This window comes from Endozoicomonas sp. 4G, from assembly GCF_023822025.1.
GTDB lineage: Bacteria > Pseudomonadota > Gammaproteobacteria > Pseudomonadales > Endozoicomonadaceae > Endozoicomonas_A.
The window spans coordinates 602,587-621,693 of record NZ_CP082909.1; the positions used below are offsets into that span (position 1 = coordinate 602,587).

7 protein-coding genes are annotated in these 19,107 nt (G+C 52.9%); all 7 read left to right on the top strand.

Annotated elements, in window-relative coordinates; all coding sequences use genetic code 11:
- Positions 1–164 precede the first annotated feature (164 nt).
- Positions 165–4,436 carry a hypothetical protein gene (locus tag K7B67_RS02320; protein WP_252178762.1) on the top strand — a complete coding sequence of 1,424 codons (4,272 nt, stop codon included), beginning with the start codon at positions 165–167 and terminating at the stop codon, positions 4,434–4,436.
- Positions 4,437–5,302: 866 nt separating this feature from the next.
- Positions 5,303–11,827, top strand: coding sequence for a hypothetical protein (locus K7B67_RS02325; RefSeq protein ID WP_252178763.1), 6,525 nt, complete (start codon positions 5,303–5,305; stop codon positions 11,825–11,827).
- Positions 11,821–12,027: a hypothetical protein gene (locus K7B67_RS02330; RefSeq protein ID WP_252178764.1), complete on the top strand. Its 207-nt coding sequence runs from the start codon at positions 11,821–11,823 to the stop codon at positions 12,025–12,027. Before K7B67_RS02325 ends, K7B67_RS02330 begins: the two co-directional genes overlap by 7 nt.
- Complete coding sequence (locus K7B67_RS02335) at positions 12,024–14,282, top strand: hypothetical protein (protein ID WP_252178765.1); 2,259 nt, start codon at positions 12,024–12,026, stop codon at positions 14,280–14,282. The genes K7B67_RS02330 and K7B67_RS02335 overlap by 4 nt, the downstream gene beginning before the upstream one ends.
- Before the next feature lie 165 nt (positions 14,283–14,447).
- On the top strand, positions 14,448–16,577 hold the full coding sequence (locus tag K7B67_RS02340; RefSeq protein ID WP_252178766.1) for a type I secretion system permease/ATPase: 2,130 nt from the start codon (positions 14,448–14,450) through the stop codon (positions 16,575–16,577).
- The gene (locus K7B67_RS02345; protein ID WP_252178767.1) at positions 16,570–17,979 is read left to right on the top strand and encodes an HlyD family type I secretion periplasmic adaptor subunit; all 1,410 of its coding nucleotides are present in this window, start codon (positions 16,570–16,572) and stop codon (positions 17,977–17,979) included. The genes K7B67_RS02340 and K7B67_RS02345 overlap by 8 nt, the downstream gene beginning before the upstream one ends.
- Before the next feature lie 332 nt (positions 17,980–18,311).
- On the top strand, positions 18,312–19,085 hold the full coding sequence (locus K7B67_RS02350; protein ID WP_252178768.1) for a ferredoxin--NADP reductase: 774 nt from the start codon (positions 18,312–18,314) through the stop codon (positions 19,083–19,085).
- Positions 19,086–19,107 lie beyond the last annotated feature (22 nt).

The following is a 19,107-nucleotide window of genomic DNA, read 5'->3' on the forward strand; positions in this document are numbered from 1 at the left end:
CAGGTAAAACGCTGCTGGTTCTGGCAGACCTATTACGGAAAACGAACCTGGCATATCACGCTGGGTGAGACCCGTTTCGAGTTTCCTGAACCGAGGTCATCCTCCCTTATAAAGTGGTGGCCCGGGATGCCAACGGACTGTTTGAGTGGCGGTCGGACGGCAAAGTGATTCATCGCTTATACGACAATGGAACACTGAATGACAGGCCGTCAAGGGCGTCGAAACTGAACAGAATCATGAGCCGTTATAACGGGGCCAGCCGGTTCCTGCCGCTGGAGCTGAAAGACTGTGACGCCTCACCCCGGATCCGTGAACGCTGTATGGCTGAAGCGCCGGAGCGGTGGCTCACAATCTGGTTGACGCCCGAAAGACCGTACCTGTGGCCGAGGATGACTGGCCGTGACCCATTACCCATAGAAGCTGATGAGCGGGCCTCGCGGGTCGAGGAGAACGTGCTCTGGCGACAACACAAGCAGCGCTGTGACCGGCAGGTCAATGAGTATCTCAAGCAACCTTACCGCTGTTTCCCTGGCAAGCTGGGACTGGCCGAAGCAGACTGGGGTCAGTTAGACCGGGTCCGGCTTTGGTACGATACTCTTAACCATCAGGAAATCCCGCTCATTGTTGCCAGTGCCCAGATGCAATCGGACCAGGTACAACCGATCCAGGGGCAACCGATCCAGGTGCAACCGATCCAGGTGCAACCGATCCAGGGGAAGTCGGCTACCGGTTACTATTTTTTTGACTCTGCTAACGGCAAGGTGCTATTCCAGAACAAGGAGACACTGACCCGGGAAATCAGGCACTTCCAGTTGAACGCCAGCTTGTTTGGTCGCAACGTATCAAGGATAGTGCCGAACAAAGATGAGTCACAATTGCTGGTGTTTGATGCTCCCTATTATTACCTGTTGACAGCCAGCCCATCCGGTCAGCTGACTCATCAGGCGATTGCGCTAGAAACGCTGGATGACCAGCTCAGCGTACCTCCTGTGCCACCTGTAGCGGCATCCAACACAACGGCATCCAACACAAGGGCATCCGACCATGGACTTATTTCCATGCGGGTCGTCGATAAATACGACAAACGTCGTACCCTTAGGGCTGGTTTTTATGACGATGCCACACGAACCCATTTTTCCTTCCTGAGCAGCCTGTTCGATGGCTACATAACGAACAGTAAAAGCGACGGAAGCCGCATACGGGTGATCAATGAGCGTGTCCGCAGGGTACTGCGTGAAGAGCACCTGCCGGTTCACAAGGTGGTGTGGGGCAAGAAAGTTTACTACATTATGTTCAGCAAACACTCCGGCAACCTGCATTACCTAAGCACCGACATGGATCGCCCCGGGAGCGTCCAGCGGCTGAGTTCCGGTTTCCAGTTGATCCGCCCGGCAGGCGAGAACCGGACGGTGGCAGAGATGGCCGTCCACCACATCTTTATACGTGTGCAGGCGCACTCAGGCAGCCTCCTGGCCGATACTCTCGGTGGCTACCGGCTGTGGATACCGGACAAGGCCTGGGGCAATACCCGGGTTGTCAACGAAAACCTGTCGGTGGAGTCACGACCCTTTAAGCACTGGCAGGTCGAGGCCACCGGGCAGATGGTCGCCAAGTCCAACGATACCCTGAGTGTGCGCCAGTTCACCCCTCAATCCGGCGTGGTGATGGACAGCATGGACCTGGGCCAGATACTCTATCTGGTTTTTGCCAAAGTGACCCACGAACATCGCGGCACAACCTGGACCACTGCCAGTGCCCGGTTTTTCATTAGTGCGCTGAAGAAACGATTGCGCAGCCGGGTGGTACAGGCCCGTGAACAGTTCTCGGCCACGGTGGGACTGGTGCCGCTGAGACCGATCACCGCGATCACTGACCACCCTCTGTTGAGCTCTTTCAAAAAGCTGGACTTCTGGTACAACCCGGACACCGAAACCCTGCTGGCAGCTAACACTGGTGACCAGTTTGAGGTCATGGTGAACGAGAACGGCCAGCTGCTCGCCCTGTCGGGCACCCGCAAACAGGAAGCTTTCGAGTTTTTCCCCAAGCCTGACCAGGGCGCCAAAGGCCATCCCTTTTGCGGCAAGGACACCGCCGTTACGCTGACCGGGATGCCCAGTGAGTTTGATGACCAGATCTCCCCTCCCTGCCGTTACACCCTGGCTAAGCGCACCGACTTGAGGGGCAGCTACCAGTGGGAGTTCGGTGCCCAGGCATGGCGCATCAAGACACCGAAGGCCCAATACCTGGCCAACCGGGAGCGCCTGGCCCTGGTGGCGCTGGACCTCAGCGTGATGGGACCCAGGAACAGCACCGGCAGCCTGGTCTACTGGACCCGGCAAGATTTTAACCAGGCCATGGGCTCTCTGCCAGCGGACGTACGACAGCAGGCCGACATCGGACTGATCGCCCTCACGCTGCGCCCCGGCTATTCCCCCACCCAGGTAGCCTGGATGGATTACCAGGGCCGGGGTTCCCGTCAACAAAGACTGTTGTTCGGCCTGCCTGGCAAGGAGCACGGTGTTCAGCAAGTAATTGGCAGCGTCCGGAAGTTCTCGTTCCCTCAGTCAACGAGCACAGTCGTTTATAACCAGAACAACCAGACGCTGTACCGGGTCACCCAAAAGGGTTACCAATCACTGGGAACCTTTGGCAAGGTCGCCGTGATTGCTGGGGGTCTGCTGTTGTCAGGCACTCCAGAAGCTGAGCGGATCAGCCTGACCGAGTTGCGGCTGGACACTTACTACCACGAGCATAAGGTGGCCTTTGTCGACAAGGGTACCCGACAGCGGTTCGAGGTCATGGTGGAGGGGCAGGGCGGGTCGGACGTGATTGAACTGGATGAGACTGACTTGTCGTTTTTTTCCCGGATCCTCATTCATCCTGGTCTTGCCGAAGAAAGCACCGCCCATCACAACAGGGCACAGACCCGCATTGAACTGAAGGTACCGGCCTTCCTCTTCCGTGCTGACCGCTGGGGTCAGAACCTGTTGCTGTCCAACCGGTTTAATCCCGGCGACGCCGAGATCGAGATTCAGCAGGCCCTGGCCAGACAGTACGACCGGTTCCTGCAGCCCACAACCCTGGTGTTTAGTGACCGTCGGCTGCCATTATCCGACCTGGCAGCACGGGTGACGGGCTCTGGCCGGGGGATCGTCTTGCCACTCACGGTGAGCAGCCTCGTCAGGCAGGAGGGCCTCCGATCCATCAACGCCACCGCCAGCAAGCCCCTGTACATCCAGAAAAATCAGCCAGCAAAAATCGTCACATACCAGGCGATGAACGGAATTAAACTGATGCTGGAGCCCTTGAACTCCACCTATGTTAAACGTCAGGTGTTTATTACTGGCACAGGACAGTGGGGTTGGGAGCCGGGCAGTGTTCAGGTGAGCGGGCCGAAACCCGGCAGCGGTTATGAGTCATGGCCGTTTATACCCTCCGTGATCAGCTCGTCCGCCATCGGTAACGGGACAGCGAGACTCTGGGGCAATAGCCGCAATAATATTCTGTACCTTGGCGCCGACGCCCGGCAGTGGTCACTCCGGGGATGGGGCGGTCATGACCTGCTGCTGCTGGGAACCTCAGGAACTACTGCCCCACGGCCAGAAGTACTGGCAAAACGGGGTGACCGCTGTGACAACCGAAGGCTGGACACGCCCGGCAACAGCAGCCTGTGGCAAGCCATCCTCGACTGGACCCGCCCGCTGGTCGGTGGTGTTGGCAATGACGTCTATGACCTGCGGGCGTGCAGGCCAGCCCGCACCATCGACAGCCGTGGCAAGCACTATATCCTCCTGTCGTCCGGGTCGAAGGCGGATTTACGACAATTGTCGGGTGATAACAGCACCGCACTGTTCTTTACCGATCTGACCCTAGAACAGGTGGCGTTCAGCCAGTGTGACCCGCAGGCGCAGAGCAACCTCACCCGCAGCAGCAACCTCACCTTCAGCAACTACTCTCTGCCATTGGAGAGCCAAACCTTCAGGATCATCAATACTGGCACGAATCAGACGCTGGCGCTGGTGAAACCGGAGGTGTTGGCCAGCCTGCACTTTAAAGGCGGGCAAGTCAGCCTGAACCCCACGGCTGTGATCAACAGAAACGACAGTCAGTCTGCCCTGGACGACAGTGACGAGGGAGAGAACAGCGCCCTGGCCTTTCTAAACAAGATCATTGGCAGGGGGCAACGACTGTTGAATTATTTGTTTAGTCTTGCCGGAAGTAAGAAAGACGACATTGGTTCAGATAATGAGCAGCCAGTGGCGACAAATCTGAATGACACGGAACTGTACCACCACTACCAGCGTCTGATTCAGGACCTCAGTGCCCTGTCAGGCAATCGCAGTAGTGAGAGCCCGTCGTTTGTGCCGTCCACAAGCCAGAGAATAGTGCAGAACCTGACGACGCCACAACCTTTGACAACGATGGGTCTGAACTAATCCCGTGAGGTGTTATCATGCCATCCGTACCCAAGAATATTCATGTTAGTATCGTCGGTCCTGCTGATGACCGGGAGTTTATTTGGCTAAAAATATGGGCTGAGGTGAACCCGGACTATAAAATCCATGTATGGGCTCCCGGACCTTTGATATACCAAAGAATTTTATATTCACTGCGGTTTGCTGAGAAAAATAAAGAAAACGCTGAAAAAAATTATCACGCTAACATTTCGCAGTTTAAGGACAGCATCTGGAACGAAATTGATAGTTTCATAGGTAATAACAATTACGTAGTAAACCTGGATATAATGAAATCTGGTTTTTCAGATAGTTTAAAGCAGGATTTTCTCGAAGCATGGGGTAAAGCCAACACTCTGATAAAGAAAATTCAAGAAGATATCAGCAATTCTGTCGTTCATAGTAGCCAGAATTACTTTGAAGAAGAAAACAAAGAATATATCAGGTACAGTTTAAGTCTTAGTGACAGTTTGATAACCGAAAGATTTGTAGGACTGCATCGTGAAACAGAGTTTGGAGGGGTATATATAGATAAAGGACTACTACCACAACTGGACATTACCCCCCTTATAACAGAGATGCATGCTCTCAACTTTGTACCTGAAGCACCATTACCTGATGAATGGAAAGTGCAGATCGAAAGAGCTGTAACACGTGCTCTTTTAGAAAAAATGTTTTCAGATAATATTATTCCAGATCCTGGACCTTATTTTACGAGATACGATAAAAGCCTTCCGGAAAAAGAGTTCAGTCTAATTAAAAGCCTCATGGAAAATAGAAGCGTTAGTGATATCTTCGGAAAACTAAGTGAATATAGTCTAACGAAGAATACCATTAATAAAATATTTTTGAGTAGAGAAATAAAGTTTGAAAATACTGCGAATCGAATCCAGCCCCTGATGCTGGCATCTCGCTCCTCCCATAAGGAAATTCAGCTACTACTTCATGAAATCCGTTTTATTCATAAGACTTTAGAAGATTTGAAAAAAACACCAACAACGAAAGAAGAAATAAAAATAGATATAAAGAATGCCATGAATCAATTCTATAGCGAAAAAAAACTGGATGTCACCAATGATGATATCGATAAAGTCGTAGAAATTGCAACAAAGCTTTCAGATAATACCAAGGAAGATGACTACCGCCTTATCGCCCAATTAATTTATGGCGGCTTTGAAAGATTAAGAAAATTCCGATCACACAAAGCGGCTACAATTAATCCAATTGATGATTTCTTATCGAATACTTTCTTTAATAAGAAGAATTATCCCGAACTTGTTTTTTACCGCCCTGAAAGAAATAAGCAACCGTACAATAAATTAATAATGATTTATTTTTCTGATGATTTCGCTTTTACAGTGACTTCTTCAGGAAAGGATATTGAGCTTTATCAAAAGTACTCCGCTACAAAAAATAAAGTTTTGTACCACTTTGCTGAAGTCGGTTCGGGAGTAAGAAGACTTTATAGAGTAGACGGAACAGTGTTGACAAACATTGGTGAAGACACCAAAGTCGTGATAACTGGTAATCTCCATTTCCAGAATGCCTGGTTCTCTGAAAACAGCCAGTACTTAGAGGTTTACAACCAGAACTTAGTGAGATCCCTACTTTCTCCCTTGGAAATGGTGATCCCACGCAATACCAACTTACAAAGCATCGAATTTGCTTTTTATAACTCTGCACAAAGCATTACTGGTTCTGAGGGCATGCTGGATATCAGCCAAAGATATGTTGTGCCTGAAGTTTTGAGAGAGCTGGCCATAAAAAGTATCCGGGCGAATTACGCTGTTGCGGTTCGAGAATTCGTGTCAGCTGACGATCAAAACAGACCTTCAACCTCAAAAGATAAGCCGGGGCAAAGCATTGTTTTTACCCTGAAGCCTAGCAATATCGTTGAATACCAAGCCAAGTCACTCGACTTCGAAAATGAGCTTATCGGTGCCATCTCCGGAGTGTCTATCGACGACCTGTTAACAGATGAGTTTGCCGATGACACGGATTTGATCAGTGCCATCACAAGTGATGATTCGATTGAACCTGATCTTAAACGGCAGATGATTGATAGCTTAGTCAAATATAAGTCTGCCAGCGTCAGACCCGGTGAGGTTATAGATGCCAGATCGGCTATCAATGCCAGACCCGAAGGGGCTTCGGTCAGGCTCATGCACGAAGAAAAGTCTGACTTTGCCATAGAAGAACAGAATTTGTTTGATAGCCTGGTCGAATATGAGCTTACCAAAAAAAATGCGCAACATTTCGGCTTATTCTTCACTTTCAAAGGAGCGATCTTTCATGGATTACTTGAAAACCCAGGGTCTGAAAAATTTGCTTTCGTCAATCCAGACATCACAGAAACAATTCATTTGTCAGACACCCTCAGTATGGCGGGGCAATCTTCCTCTTACACTGAATGGCTTACACGCTATGAACAACGTTACCGCTGGTTAGGGGTCTCTCGGCTTCAGCAGCTAATGGATCATTTCCAGGGTGAGGAAGCAAAGACCAGAGCCTTCGAGACCCTGAAAAGACGGATACAGGCAGATGCATACTCTATTCACCGTGTCGATATCGGAACGGCGGGAGGTGCTGCCGAGATTAATGGGATGTACGTAAATCAATTCGCCTACATTGAGCTTCTCGAAAACCAGCTACCGGGGTCTTGTAACCGGCGCCGAAGAACAGCCAATACCGGCAGCTGCGATGCTCGACGCAAAGCGTTGACGTACGCCCTCCGGTTACTTTCCGGCCCCAAAACCCAACTCTATCTTGATGACAACATTGATGACAAAAAAGACAAAAAAACCGATATCGCCCTGCTCAAACCCGCCAACGAAGGTCAGCGCTGGCTGCAGAATTTTTTCACCCGGTATCGTCGCCTCGAAGCCAAGGACGCATTAGCTGACACCCGGGGCATGCACTCGGTCATTGCCCTGGACAAAGATTCGTTTACCCGCGCTCAACAGCAGATAAAAGACGGGACCTTGAGTGGCCAACCCCTGTTGCTGAAAACCACCCCCTCTGGCAGTTATGTGCTGCTCACACCCGATGGCCGGGTGCAGTCGGCCATCGCCGGGGGAGACGGCAACCGCGTCACCGTTCTCGGTCGGCCAGCCAGACTGATCGCCCATGCTTTGACGACACTGGCCTACTTTACCCCGGACATCCACATCGCCAGCCTGACCGTCAGCGATCTTGCCAGCAGCAAACAGTCCGGCGGAATCACCGCCCTGAACGCCCTGAAAACCTTTGTGGCCCTTTCGCCCAGCAACGGCAAACCCCTGGTGGGCAAACTGATTATCGAGCCCAGGAGTCGCAGCCCCGAGGTTTTTAAACGACTGGTGAAAGATATCCAGCGCCTGATGCCGAAGGATCGCCCGGCGATTGAAAGCCTTGTGCTGCGCTCCCAGGGCACCGGACAACCGGAGTACCGGCTGCTTCCCGGCGAAAAGACGGTGCTGATGTCGCCCCGGCCATCGGATTCAAAAGCCCTTATTCGGTATTTGCCACCCAGCCACCTTTCGGTTCCGGAGCAGCCCCGGACTAAAGACAATCTCTCAGGTGTGGCCTCTGAACGAGCCGAATTCAGGCAGCGGCTGCTGGAGTTTGATACCGCCCTGAGGGACATTAAAGCCCGGCACTCACTCGCCGACAACATGGTTCCCCAACTGGATACCCTTCGTCGTGATGGCCGGGGCTGGCGCATGGACTTTGTGGAACCCGATACCCTGGCCCGTAAGAACATCCGGTTTACCTCCGGAGCCTTTGATCGCTTCCGGGGCTTTCTCCAGGGGACGAGTCGTCAAGGCTTGCCATCGCTGGCCAAAGGGAAAAGAACCGCCGCCGGCAATATGGACAGGCTCAGTTCTTTTATAGGCCTTTTCGACCTGATAGCAGGGATTTCTCCCGTGGGGCATCATTACAACCACCCCCCACGCAATATGACGGACACTGAGCGGCAGATTTATATCGGGCGACAGACGTTTTTTTATACGTCGTTGGCATTACAACTGATTGACATAATCAATGTCGGACGGCACGGGGTCAAGGTCATTATCCCAGCTATCATGCCGTCAATGCATTTCGGTCAGAAAGCACCAAAGCTGCCCAATATTCCGGGGTCGGGCAAGTTCCCCGTGGGGCTGAAAAAAATCGGCAAGCTGGGTAAAAGTGCCGGTCGTTTTGTACCCTTTCTGCTTCCTGGCGTGCAGGCAGGCAGTCTCACCCTGACCATCATTGAATATGAGAACGAAAAGGACCCGGAAGTTAAGAAACTCATGGAATCCAGGGTGATCTTTGAGTCGGTGGATACGGGTATCTCCATCCTTGCGGTGTTTGCCAACCCAGTCGTGGGGATCATGCTTGGTGGGCTCATGCACCATATCAGGGTGGTTTTTAATCTCCATTACGAGAGCGAGGCAAGAAAGCTGGCTTATAAAAAATTAGGGGACGCTTCGGTTAAGGCGGCAAAAATCTTTGACCTGATCCACGCCCAGCTGGACCCCGGAAGCTTTCTGGCCAACAATCAAGCCAACAATCATGCCAACAACCAGACCCTCAATGCGTTAACGAGCGGGGATGGCAAAAGCCTCCTGGCCCTGAATATCCAGTCGATTAACCTGGTGAACCAGACCCTGACCTACGGTCCCGGCTATTCATTTCAGACAACCTTCGTCGCCGGAAAAAAAGACGACTGGGAACGCTGTGAGGATGACCAGTATGTAAGGGGCGACCCTATAGAGGACTGTGCCAGTGACATCAACAGGATCGAATACTCCACGGTTCTCTTTAACATGGTCGACGACGCCCTGGCGACATTGTGCCGGAGGGAGTCGCGTTTAACCGGGTACCAATGCTCAAGTGGGGTGTTCCACAACCTGGGGCAGATGACCGATAAAAAAATCATTTTAATGCCCGGCTTACCCCAGTGGGAGATCAAGCTTCGCTACAGTCCCGAGACTAGCAAACGTTATACTCCGGGGAGTGGGCCAGACGGCAGCTCTCCCGGTGCACGGTTTCTGGATGCCGTTAGCGACGATAAGCTGAAACGGTTTTACCAGAAAAAGGTAAAAGGTACCCGGTTCACCGAGTGTAAGGGTGGTTCATGTAGCGTCAGATACCAATATAAATACCTTGTCCAGATGTTCACCCATACCGACGCTTTGATGTTTCGTAAGTCAACCAGCAGCCTGTATCTCGATAACAAGGATTACCTCGTCGTTTTTCGTCACATCAAAGACGAATATTCCGAACGGCTGAGTTATGATCTGTATAGTCCTGAAGGGGCCGACAAAACCTACATCCTGATGTCAGACGGTGCCCATCGCATTCGCGTCCACCCCCGAGGGATCTCTACCTGGGTGTTGAACTACGACGGCCAGGAACCCTATGCCTGCGTTACCGAGCAGGCTGACCAGGTAAAACGCTGCTGGTTCTGGCAGACCTATTACGGAAAACGAACCTGGCATATCACGCTGGGTGAGACCCGTTTCGAGTTTCCTGAACCGAGGTCATCCTCCCCTTATAAAGTGGTGGCCCGGGATGCCAACGGACTGTTTGAGTGGCGGTCGGACGGCAAAGTGATTCATCGCTTATACGACAATGGAACACTGAATGACAGGCCGTCAAGGGCGTCGAAACTGAACAGAATCATGAGCCGTTATAACGGGGCCAGCCGGTTCCTGCCGCTGGAGCTGAAAGACTGTGACGCCTCACCCCGGATCCGTGAACGCTGTATGGCTGAAGCGCCGGAGCGGTGGCTCACAATCTGGTTGACGCCCGAAAGACCGTACCTGTGGCCGAGGATGACTGGCCGTGACCCATTACCCATAGAAGCTGATGAGCGGGCCTCGCGGGTCGAGGAGAACGTGCTCTGGCGACAACACAAGCAGCGCTGTGACCGGCAGGTCAATGAGTATCTCAAGCAACCTTACCGCTGTTTCCCTGGCAAGCTGGGACTGGCCGAAGCAGACTGGGGTCAGTTAGACCGGGTCCGGCTTTGGTACGATACTCTTAACCATCAGGAAATCCCGCTCATTGTTGCCAGTGCCCAGATGCAATCGGACCAGGTACAACCGATCCAGGGGCAACCGATCCAGGTGCAACCGATCCAGGGGAAGTCGGCTACCGGTTACTATTTTTTTGACTCTGCTAACGGCAAGGTGCTATTCCAGAACAAGGAGACACTGACCCGGGAAATCAGGCACTTCCAGTTGAACGCCAGCTTGTTTGGTCGCAACGTATCAAGGATAGTGCCGAACAAAGATGAGTCACAATTGCTGGTGTTTGATGCTCCCTATTATTACCTGTTGACAGCCAGCCCATCCGGTCAGCTGACTCATCAGGCGATTGCGCTAGAAACGCTGGATGACCAGCTCAGCGTACCTCCTGTGCCACCTGTAGCGGCATCCAACACAACGGCATCCAACACAAGGGCATCCGACCATGGACTTATTTCCATGCGGGTCGTCGATAAATACGACAAACGTCGTACCCTTAGGGCTGGTTTTTATGACGATGCCACACGAACCCATTTTTCCTTCCTGAGCAGCCTGTTCGATGGCTACATAACGAACAGTAAAAGCGACGGAAGCCGCATACGGGTGATCAATGAGCGTGTCCGCAGGGTACTGCGTGAAGAGCACCTGCCGGTTCACAAGGTGGTGTGGGGCAAGAAAGTTTACTACATTATGTTCAGCAAACACTCCGGCAACCTGCATTACCTAAGCACCGACATGGATCGCCCCGGGAGCGTCCAGCGGCTGAGTTCCGGTTTCCAGTTGATCCGCCCGGCAGGCGAGAACCGGACGGTGGCAGAGATGGCCGTCCACCACATCTTTATACGTGTGCAGGCGCACTCAGGCAGCCTCCTGGCCGATACTCTCGGTGGCTACCGGCTGTGGATACCGGACAAGGCCTGGGGCAATACCCGGGTTGTCAACGAAAACCTGTCGGTGGAGTCACGACCCTTTAAGCACTGGCAGGTCGAGGCCACCGGGCAGATGGTCGCCAAGTCCAACGATACCCTGAGTGTGCGCCAGTTCACCCCTCAATCCGGCGTGGTGATGGACAGCATGGACCTGGGCCAGATACTCTATCTGGTTTTTGCCAAAGTGACCCACGAACATCGCGGCACAACCTGGACCACTGCCAGTGCCCGGTTTTTCATTAGTGCGCTGAAGAAACGATTGCGCAGCCGGGTGGTACAGGCCCGTGAACAGTTCTCGGCCACGGTGGGACTGGTGCCGCTGAGACCGATCACCGCGATCACTGACCACCCTCTGTTGAGCTCTTTCAAAAGCTGGACTTCTGGTACAACCCGGACACCGAAACCCTGCTGGCAGCTAACACTGGTGACCAGTTTGAGGTCATGGTGAACGAGAACGGCCAGCTGCTCGCCCTGTCGGGCACCCGCAAACAGGAAGCTTTCGAGTTTTTCCCCAAGCCTGACCAGGGCGCCAAAGGCCATCCCTTTTGCGGCAAGGACACCGCCGTTACGCTGACCGGGATGCCCAGTGAGTTTGATGACCAGATCTCCCTCCCTGCCGTTACACCCTGGCTAAGCGCACCGACTTGAGGGGCAGCTACCAGTGGGAGTTCGGTGCCCAGGCATGGCGCATCAAGACACCGAAGGCCCAATACCTGGCCAACCGGGAGCGCCTGGCCCTGGTGGCGCTGGACCTCAGCGTGATGGGACCCAGGAACAGCACCGGCAGCCTGGTCTACTGGACCCGGCAAGATTTTAACCAGGCCATGGGCTCTCTGCCAGCGGACGTACGACAGCAGGCCGACATCGGACTGATCGCCCTCACGCTGCGCCCCGGCTATTCCCCCACCCAGGTAGCCTGGATGGATTACCAGGGCCGGGGTTCCCGTCAACAAAGACTGTTGTTCGGCCTGCCTGGCAAGGAGCACGGTGTTCAGCAAGTAATTGGCAGCGTCCGGAAGTTCTCGTTCCCTCAGTCAACGAGCACAGTCGTTTATAACCAGAACAACCAGACGCTGTACCGGGTCACCCAAAAGGGTTACCAATCACTGGGAACCTTTGGCAAGGTCGCCGTGATTGCTGGGGGTCTGCTGTTGTCAGGCACTCCAGAAGCTGAGCGGATCAGCCTGACCGAGTTGCGGCTGGACACTTACTACCACGAGCATAAGGTGGCCTTTGTCGACAAGGGTACCCGACAGCGGTTCGAGGTCATGGTGGAGGGGCAGGGCGGGTCGGACGTGATTGAACTGGATGAGACTGACTTGTCGTTTTTTTCCCGGATCCTCATTCATCCTGGTCTTGCCGAAGAAAGCACCGCCCATCACAACAGGGCACAGACCCGCATTGAACTGAAGGTACCGGCCTTCCTCTTCCGTGCTGACCGCTGGGGTCAGAACCTGTTGCTGTCCAACCGGTTTAATCCCGGCGACGCCGAGATCGAGATTCAGCAGGCCCTGGCCAGACAGTACGACCGGTTCCTGCAGCCCACAACCCTGGTGTTTAGTGACCGTCGGCTGCCATTATCCGACCTGGCAGCACGGGTGACGGGCTCTGGCCGGGGGATCGTCTTGCCACTCACGGTGAGCAGCCTCGTCAGGCAGGAGGGCCTCCGATCCATCAACGCCACCGCCAGCAAGCCCCTGTACATCCAGAAAAATCAGCCAGCAAAAATCGTCACATACCAGGCGATGAACGGAATTAAACTGATGCTGGAGCCCTTGAACTCCACCTATGTTAAACGTCAGGTGTTTATTACTGGCACAGGACAGTGGGGTTGGGAGCCGGGCAGTGTTCAGGTGAGCGGGCCGAAACCCGGCAGCGGTTATGAGTCATGGCCGTTTATACCCTCCGTGATCAGCTCGTCCGCCATCGGTAACGGGACAGCGAGACTCTGGGGCAATAGCCGCAATAATATTCTGTACCTTGGCGCCGACGCCCGGCAGTGGTCACTCCGGGGATGGGGCGGTCATGACCTGCTGCTGCTGGGAACCTCAGGAACTACTGCCCCACGGCCAGAAGTACTGGCAAAACGGGGCGACCGCTGTGACAACCGAAGGCTGGACACGCCCGGCAACAGCAGCTTGTGGCAAGCCATCCTCGACTGGACCCGCCCGCTGGTCGGTGGTGTTGGCAATGACGTCTATGACCTCCGGGCGTGCAGGCCAGCCCGCACCATCGACAGCCGTGGCAAGCACTATATCCTCCTGTCGTCCGGGTCAAAGGCGGATTTACGACAATTGTCGGGTGATAACAGCACCGCACTGTTCTTTACCGATCTGACCGTAGAACAGGTGGCGTTCAGCCGGTGTGAATCGCAGGCGCAGAGCAACCTTACCCACAGCAACCTTACCCACAGCAACTACTCTCTGCCATTGGAGAGCCAAACCTTCAGGATCATCAATACTGGCACGAATCAGACGCTGGCGCTGGTGAAACCGGAGGTGTTGGCCAGCCTGCACTTTAAAGGCGGGCAAGTCAGCCTGAACCCCACGGCTGTGATCAACAGAAACGACAGTCAGTCTGCCCTGGACGACAGTGACGAGGGAGAGAACAGCGCCCTGGCCTTTCTAAACAAGATCATTGGCAGGGGGCAACGACTGTTGAATTATTTGTTTAGTCTTGCCGGAAGTAAGAAAGACGACATTGGTTCAGATAATGAGCAGCCAGTGGCGACAAATCTGAATGACACGGAACTGTACCACCACTACCAGCGTCTGATTCAGGACCTCAGTGCCCTGTCAGGCAATCGCAGTAGTGAGAGCCCGTCGTTTGTGCCGTCCACAAGCCAGAGAGCAATACAGAACCTGACGACTCCGCTCAATTTAACGACGATGGGTCAGGGTTGACCGGGAATGATCATTTTTGTGTAAATTCCGAGAGGAACATAGCGGAGTTCCGTACTACACTGCGTGTTGCGTTTTATATACGAGAACTGACCTACAAAAATACCTTTAAGCAAAAAAAATTCAGAGCTTGTTCGTTTGCACAAAAACCATTGCAGGCAGTACACAATGCATCAACCCAACACCCACTCAGCAGCGGGTGCACTCGCTCTGCTGCTGAAATTCCATGAAAAGAACGTCGACATCAACTCGCTGGTTCATGAGCTATCGGGCAAAGATGTCAGTATCGACCTGCAGGAACTTGTCAGGGTGTCGAGACGCCTTGGTATGAAAGCCCGAAAGGTCAAAGTTAAAAACAACCTTCATAAAGCCCCCCTTCCGTTTATTGCTCAGGGAAAAGATCAACAGTTTTTTATCATTGCCAGTATCGATACCGAGAAACAAACCGCAATGGTGCAATTTTATGGGCAGCAGCCGTGTATTCTGACATTGGCTGAACTCTGGAAAAACTGGGATGGCAGCGCCCTCTGGATGACCCGACGGTTTGATTTGAGTCACACCATGAAACGCTTTGGCATCAGCTGGTTTATTCCGGTGGTGATCAAATACCGCCGGGTATTGGGCGAAGTGGTGCTTGCCTCATTTTTTCTGCAACTGTTCGCCCTGATTACCCCGATCTGTTTTCAGGTGGTTATGGATACCGTGCTGGTGCACCAGGCCCTGTCCACCCTGAATGTGATTGCCATTGCCCTGCTGGCCATGTCGTTATTTGAAGTGGCCCTGGGCACCTTGAGGATGTACCTGTTCTCCCACACCAGCTGCCGCGTGGATGTGGAGCTTGGCAGCCGACTGTTCGAGCATCTTTTGAAAATACCCATTGCCTACTTCAGCGCCCGGCCAGTGGGTCAGGTGGTGGCGCGGGTTCGGGAGCTGGAAAATATCCGGGAGTTTCTTACCAACAATGCCATGACCCTGGTGCTGGATCTGTTTTTCACCATTGTTTTGTTTATCGCCATGTACTTCTACTCATCGACGCTCACCTGGGTGGTACTGGCTTCCATTCCCTTTTACATTCTGCTTTCCATACTGATCAGCCCCAGCCTCCACAACCGCGCCAAGGAACGGTTTGAGCGCAGTGCTATCAACCAGGCCTTCCTGACAGAGGCGGTGACCGGCATGGAAACCCTGAAATCGACCGCTGTTGAGCCAAGAATGCAGTCCCGCTGGGAGCGTTACCTGGCGAGCTATGCCAAAGCCAGCTTCAACAGCAGTGTGCTGGGCACGGTAGGCAGCCATCTGGTGGAGCTGATCAACAAAATTGTCACCGTGGCCCTGTTGTGGATTGGCGCCAAAGAAGTCATCAGTGGTCGTCTGACCATTGGTGAGCTGATTGCCTTTAATATGCTTTCAGGCCAGGTCGCCCAGCCGATCCTGAGGCTTTCCCAGCTCTGGCAGGAATTTCAGCAGTTCCGGATATCCATTGCCCGGCTGGGCGATGTTCTAAACACCCCCCAGGAGCCACAGCAGAGTCTGGATAAACCACCCATAGCGGCATTGCAGGGTCATATCCAGATGGAACGGGTCAATTTCAGCTACAGCTGCGAACTGCAGAACACCCTGAGCGACATCTCTCTGATCATTCCTGCCGGACAAACCATCGGCATTGTCGGAGAGTCCGGCTCCGGCAAGTCAACTCTGGCAAAACTGTTACTGCGTCTGTACGTGCCCAATACCGGGAAGGTGCTGATAGACGACAACGACATTGCTCTGCTTGACCCCTCCTGGCTGCGCCGACAAATCAGCGTCGTGCTTCAGGAAAACACGCTGTTCAACGGTACCATCCGGGAGAACATTGCCCACTCAGACCCCCTGCTGCCTATGGAAGCGGTGGTTGACGCCGCGAAACTGGCAGGTGCCCATGAATTTATCACCCGTCTGGCCCGGGGCTATGACACTGAGCTGGGTGAGCGGGGCACGGGACTGTCCGGTGGGCAAAGGCAAAGGATTGCCATTGCCAGGGCACTGATCAGCAATCCGAAAATTCTTATTTTTGATGAAGCCACCTCGGCACTGGACTACGAGTCCGAACACGTGCTGCAACAAAATATGGATGCTATTTCCGAAGACCGAACGGTAATTACCATTGCCCACCGACTTTCAACCATACGACATTGTGACCGTATTATCGTGATGAAAGATGGCCGGATTACTGAGGATGGCACCCACCATAGTCTGATCGAACGGAACGGCTACTACACCCGGTTGTGGAATATCCAGTCAGGTAACCAAGATGATTAAACGGCTCAAAGGCCTCTTCTCTGCTTTTCGTTCCAAAGAAGAAAACGAGTTCCTGCCCGCCGCGGTAGAAATCCTGGAGACGCCCGCTTCCCCCCTCAAGCACGTTTTGACCGTTGGCATCTGCCTGTTATTGGTCATTGCCCTGGTCTGGGCGTGGTTTGGCACCCTTGATGTCGTGGTAGAAGCGGAAGGGCGTGTCATTCCCGACGGGCATTCAAAAAAAATCAGTCCCATACAAGTGGCCAGAGTCAGCACCATTTTTGTCAGTGAGGGTAGCCGGGTCAAAAAGGGTGACAAATTGATTGAGCTGATCCCCAACCCCACTGACGTAGAAACCAATACCCTGCAAACCGCCCGTGAAATGACCAGTGCCCGGCTGTCTGCCCTGAGAGAAAAAACCTTGCTCAGGCTGGTTAATACTCCGGATCTTAAGCAGCCGGTTTTCGTCAATCTGGAACAGGAAGCCGCCCTTGAGCAGCTGGTCTTTGAAGTCCCTCCTGACGAACAGCGATGGTCGACAGAAAACAGCACCCTGACCAGTGAGCTGGATGCCTTTCTTTCGGCGGATAAAGCCATAGCAAAAACCATTGATGAGTTATCCACAACCCTGCTGGTTGATACTGAAGAAATTCAACGCCTTCGGCTTTTGCACCCTATCCACGACAAGCTGGCCACTATCACCCAGGGCCTCTATCAGAAAAAAATGATGTCCGAAGTGGACTGGCTGACTCGACGGGAAAAACAGATCGACACCACCCAGCAACTGAAAGTCATGGTGCTGCGCCATAAAGAGCACGAAGCCCGATACCAGGCGTTACTGGCCGAGCGGCAACAAAAGCGTGAATCCTTTATCGCCAACCACGTCAAGGAGTACCTGGGAGCGATCGAACAACTGGATCGTGCCGACAAGACGGGGCAGAAGGCCAACCAGCGAGAAAAAAACCAGATATTAACCGCTCCCATTGATGGCATTGTCCAGCAAATCCAGACCCACTCCTCGGGAGACGTGGTTCAGCCGGGCCAGCCTGTTATGGTCATTGTGCCTACCAATAAGCCGCTGATCGTTGAGGCCACCGTTCTTAATAAAGACATTCGCTGGATTAAGCCCGGACAAAAAGTACAGGTGAAAGTCGAAACCTTCCCCTATACCCGCTATGGCTACCTTGACGGCCATGTCCGCAGAGTATCCGGTGACGCTATTAACGATGAACAAAAGGGCTGGGTTTTCCAGATCTATATTGATCTGGAAAAAGACTGGTTCCAGGTAGAAGATCTCAGGATCAGGTTGCAGCCGGGAATGCTGGTCACCGCCGATGTTATTGTTAGCCAACGTCGTTTATTGGAGTATTTCCTGTCACCTCTGCTGCGTTATCAGAAAGAAACCTTTCGGGAAACCATGTAAGGCGAATGAGAATTAACTGATTCACAAAAAACGCAAGCTTGATTAGGATGTAGGATGGTATGGAAGAAAAAATACTATGAAAAAATGAACCTCTGGCTGATTATTGCGTCTGACTAGTACACGGTTTCAATGTAATTGATGGGTTCCCTCTATTAATGGCACCCAAGCTCCGTTCACCCTGAGCGGAGTCGAAGGGTGCCGGGCACGGTCTTTATTGTTGGTTCGGAGCCTACATCCTTCGACTCCGCTCAGGATGAACGTAGATTGTTCACATCAAACTCATTGAAGTTATGTACTAGTAAACCCCCGGCCATTCAGGAGTGATACCGACAGTGAGCAATCTTATCCGGGAGACAGTCACCAGCGTACACCACTGGAATGATACCCTCTTCAGTTTTACCACCACACGCAACCAGGGCTTGAGATTCAAAAACGGTCATTTCACCATGATTGGCCTGGAAATTGACAATAAACCCCTGCTGCGAGCCTACAGTATTGCCAGCGCCAACTACGAGGATGAAATGGAGTTTCTGTCCATCAAAGTGCAGGATGGCTCCCTGACCCAGCATCTGCAAAAGTTGCAGGTAGGCGATGATATTCTGGTGGGCACCAAGCCTGTCGGTACCCTGGTAGCCGATAATCTGCTGCCCGGAAAGAATCTCTATCTGCTCAGTACCGGTACGGGTCTGGCCCCCTTCATGAGCATCATCAAAGATTTTGAAATTTACGAGCAGTTCGATAATGTGATTCTGGCTCATGGCGTTCGCTATGTTTCTGAGCTGGCCTATCAGGACCGGATTCAAAATGAACTACCAGAAAATGAATACTTTGGTGAACAGGTTAAAAATCAGTTGAAGTATTACCCGACGGTTACCCGGGAACCCTTCTACAACCAGGGTCGTCTGACGGATTTGATCGAAAGCGGTAAGCTGTTTTCTGACCTGAACCTTCCCGAGCCTGACCTGGAAAATGATCGCTTTATGCTGTGCGGCAGTCCTTCTATGCTAAAAGACCTTTGTCGTATTCTGGATGAGCGTAACTTCCGGGAAACCCGTGGTGGAAACCTGGGGCACTATGTTATCGAAAGAGCCTTTGTAGAAAAGTAGCTTCTTCCTGAGGGAGCTGTTC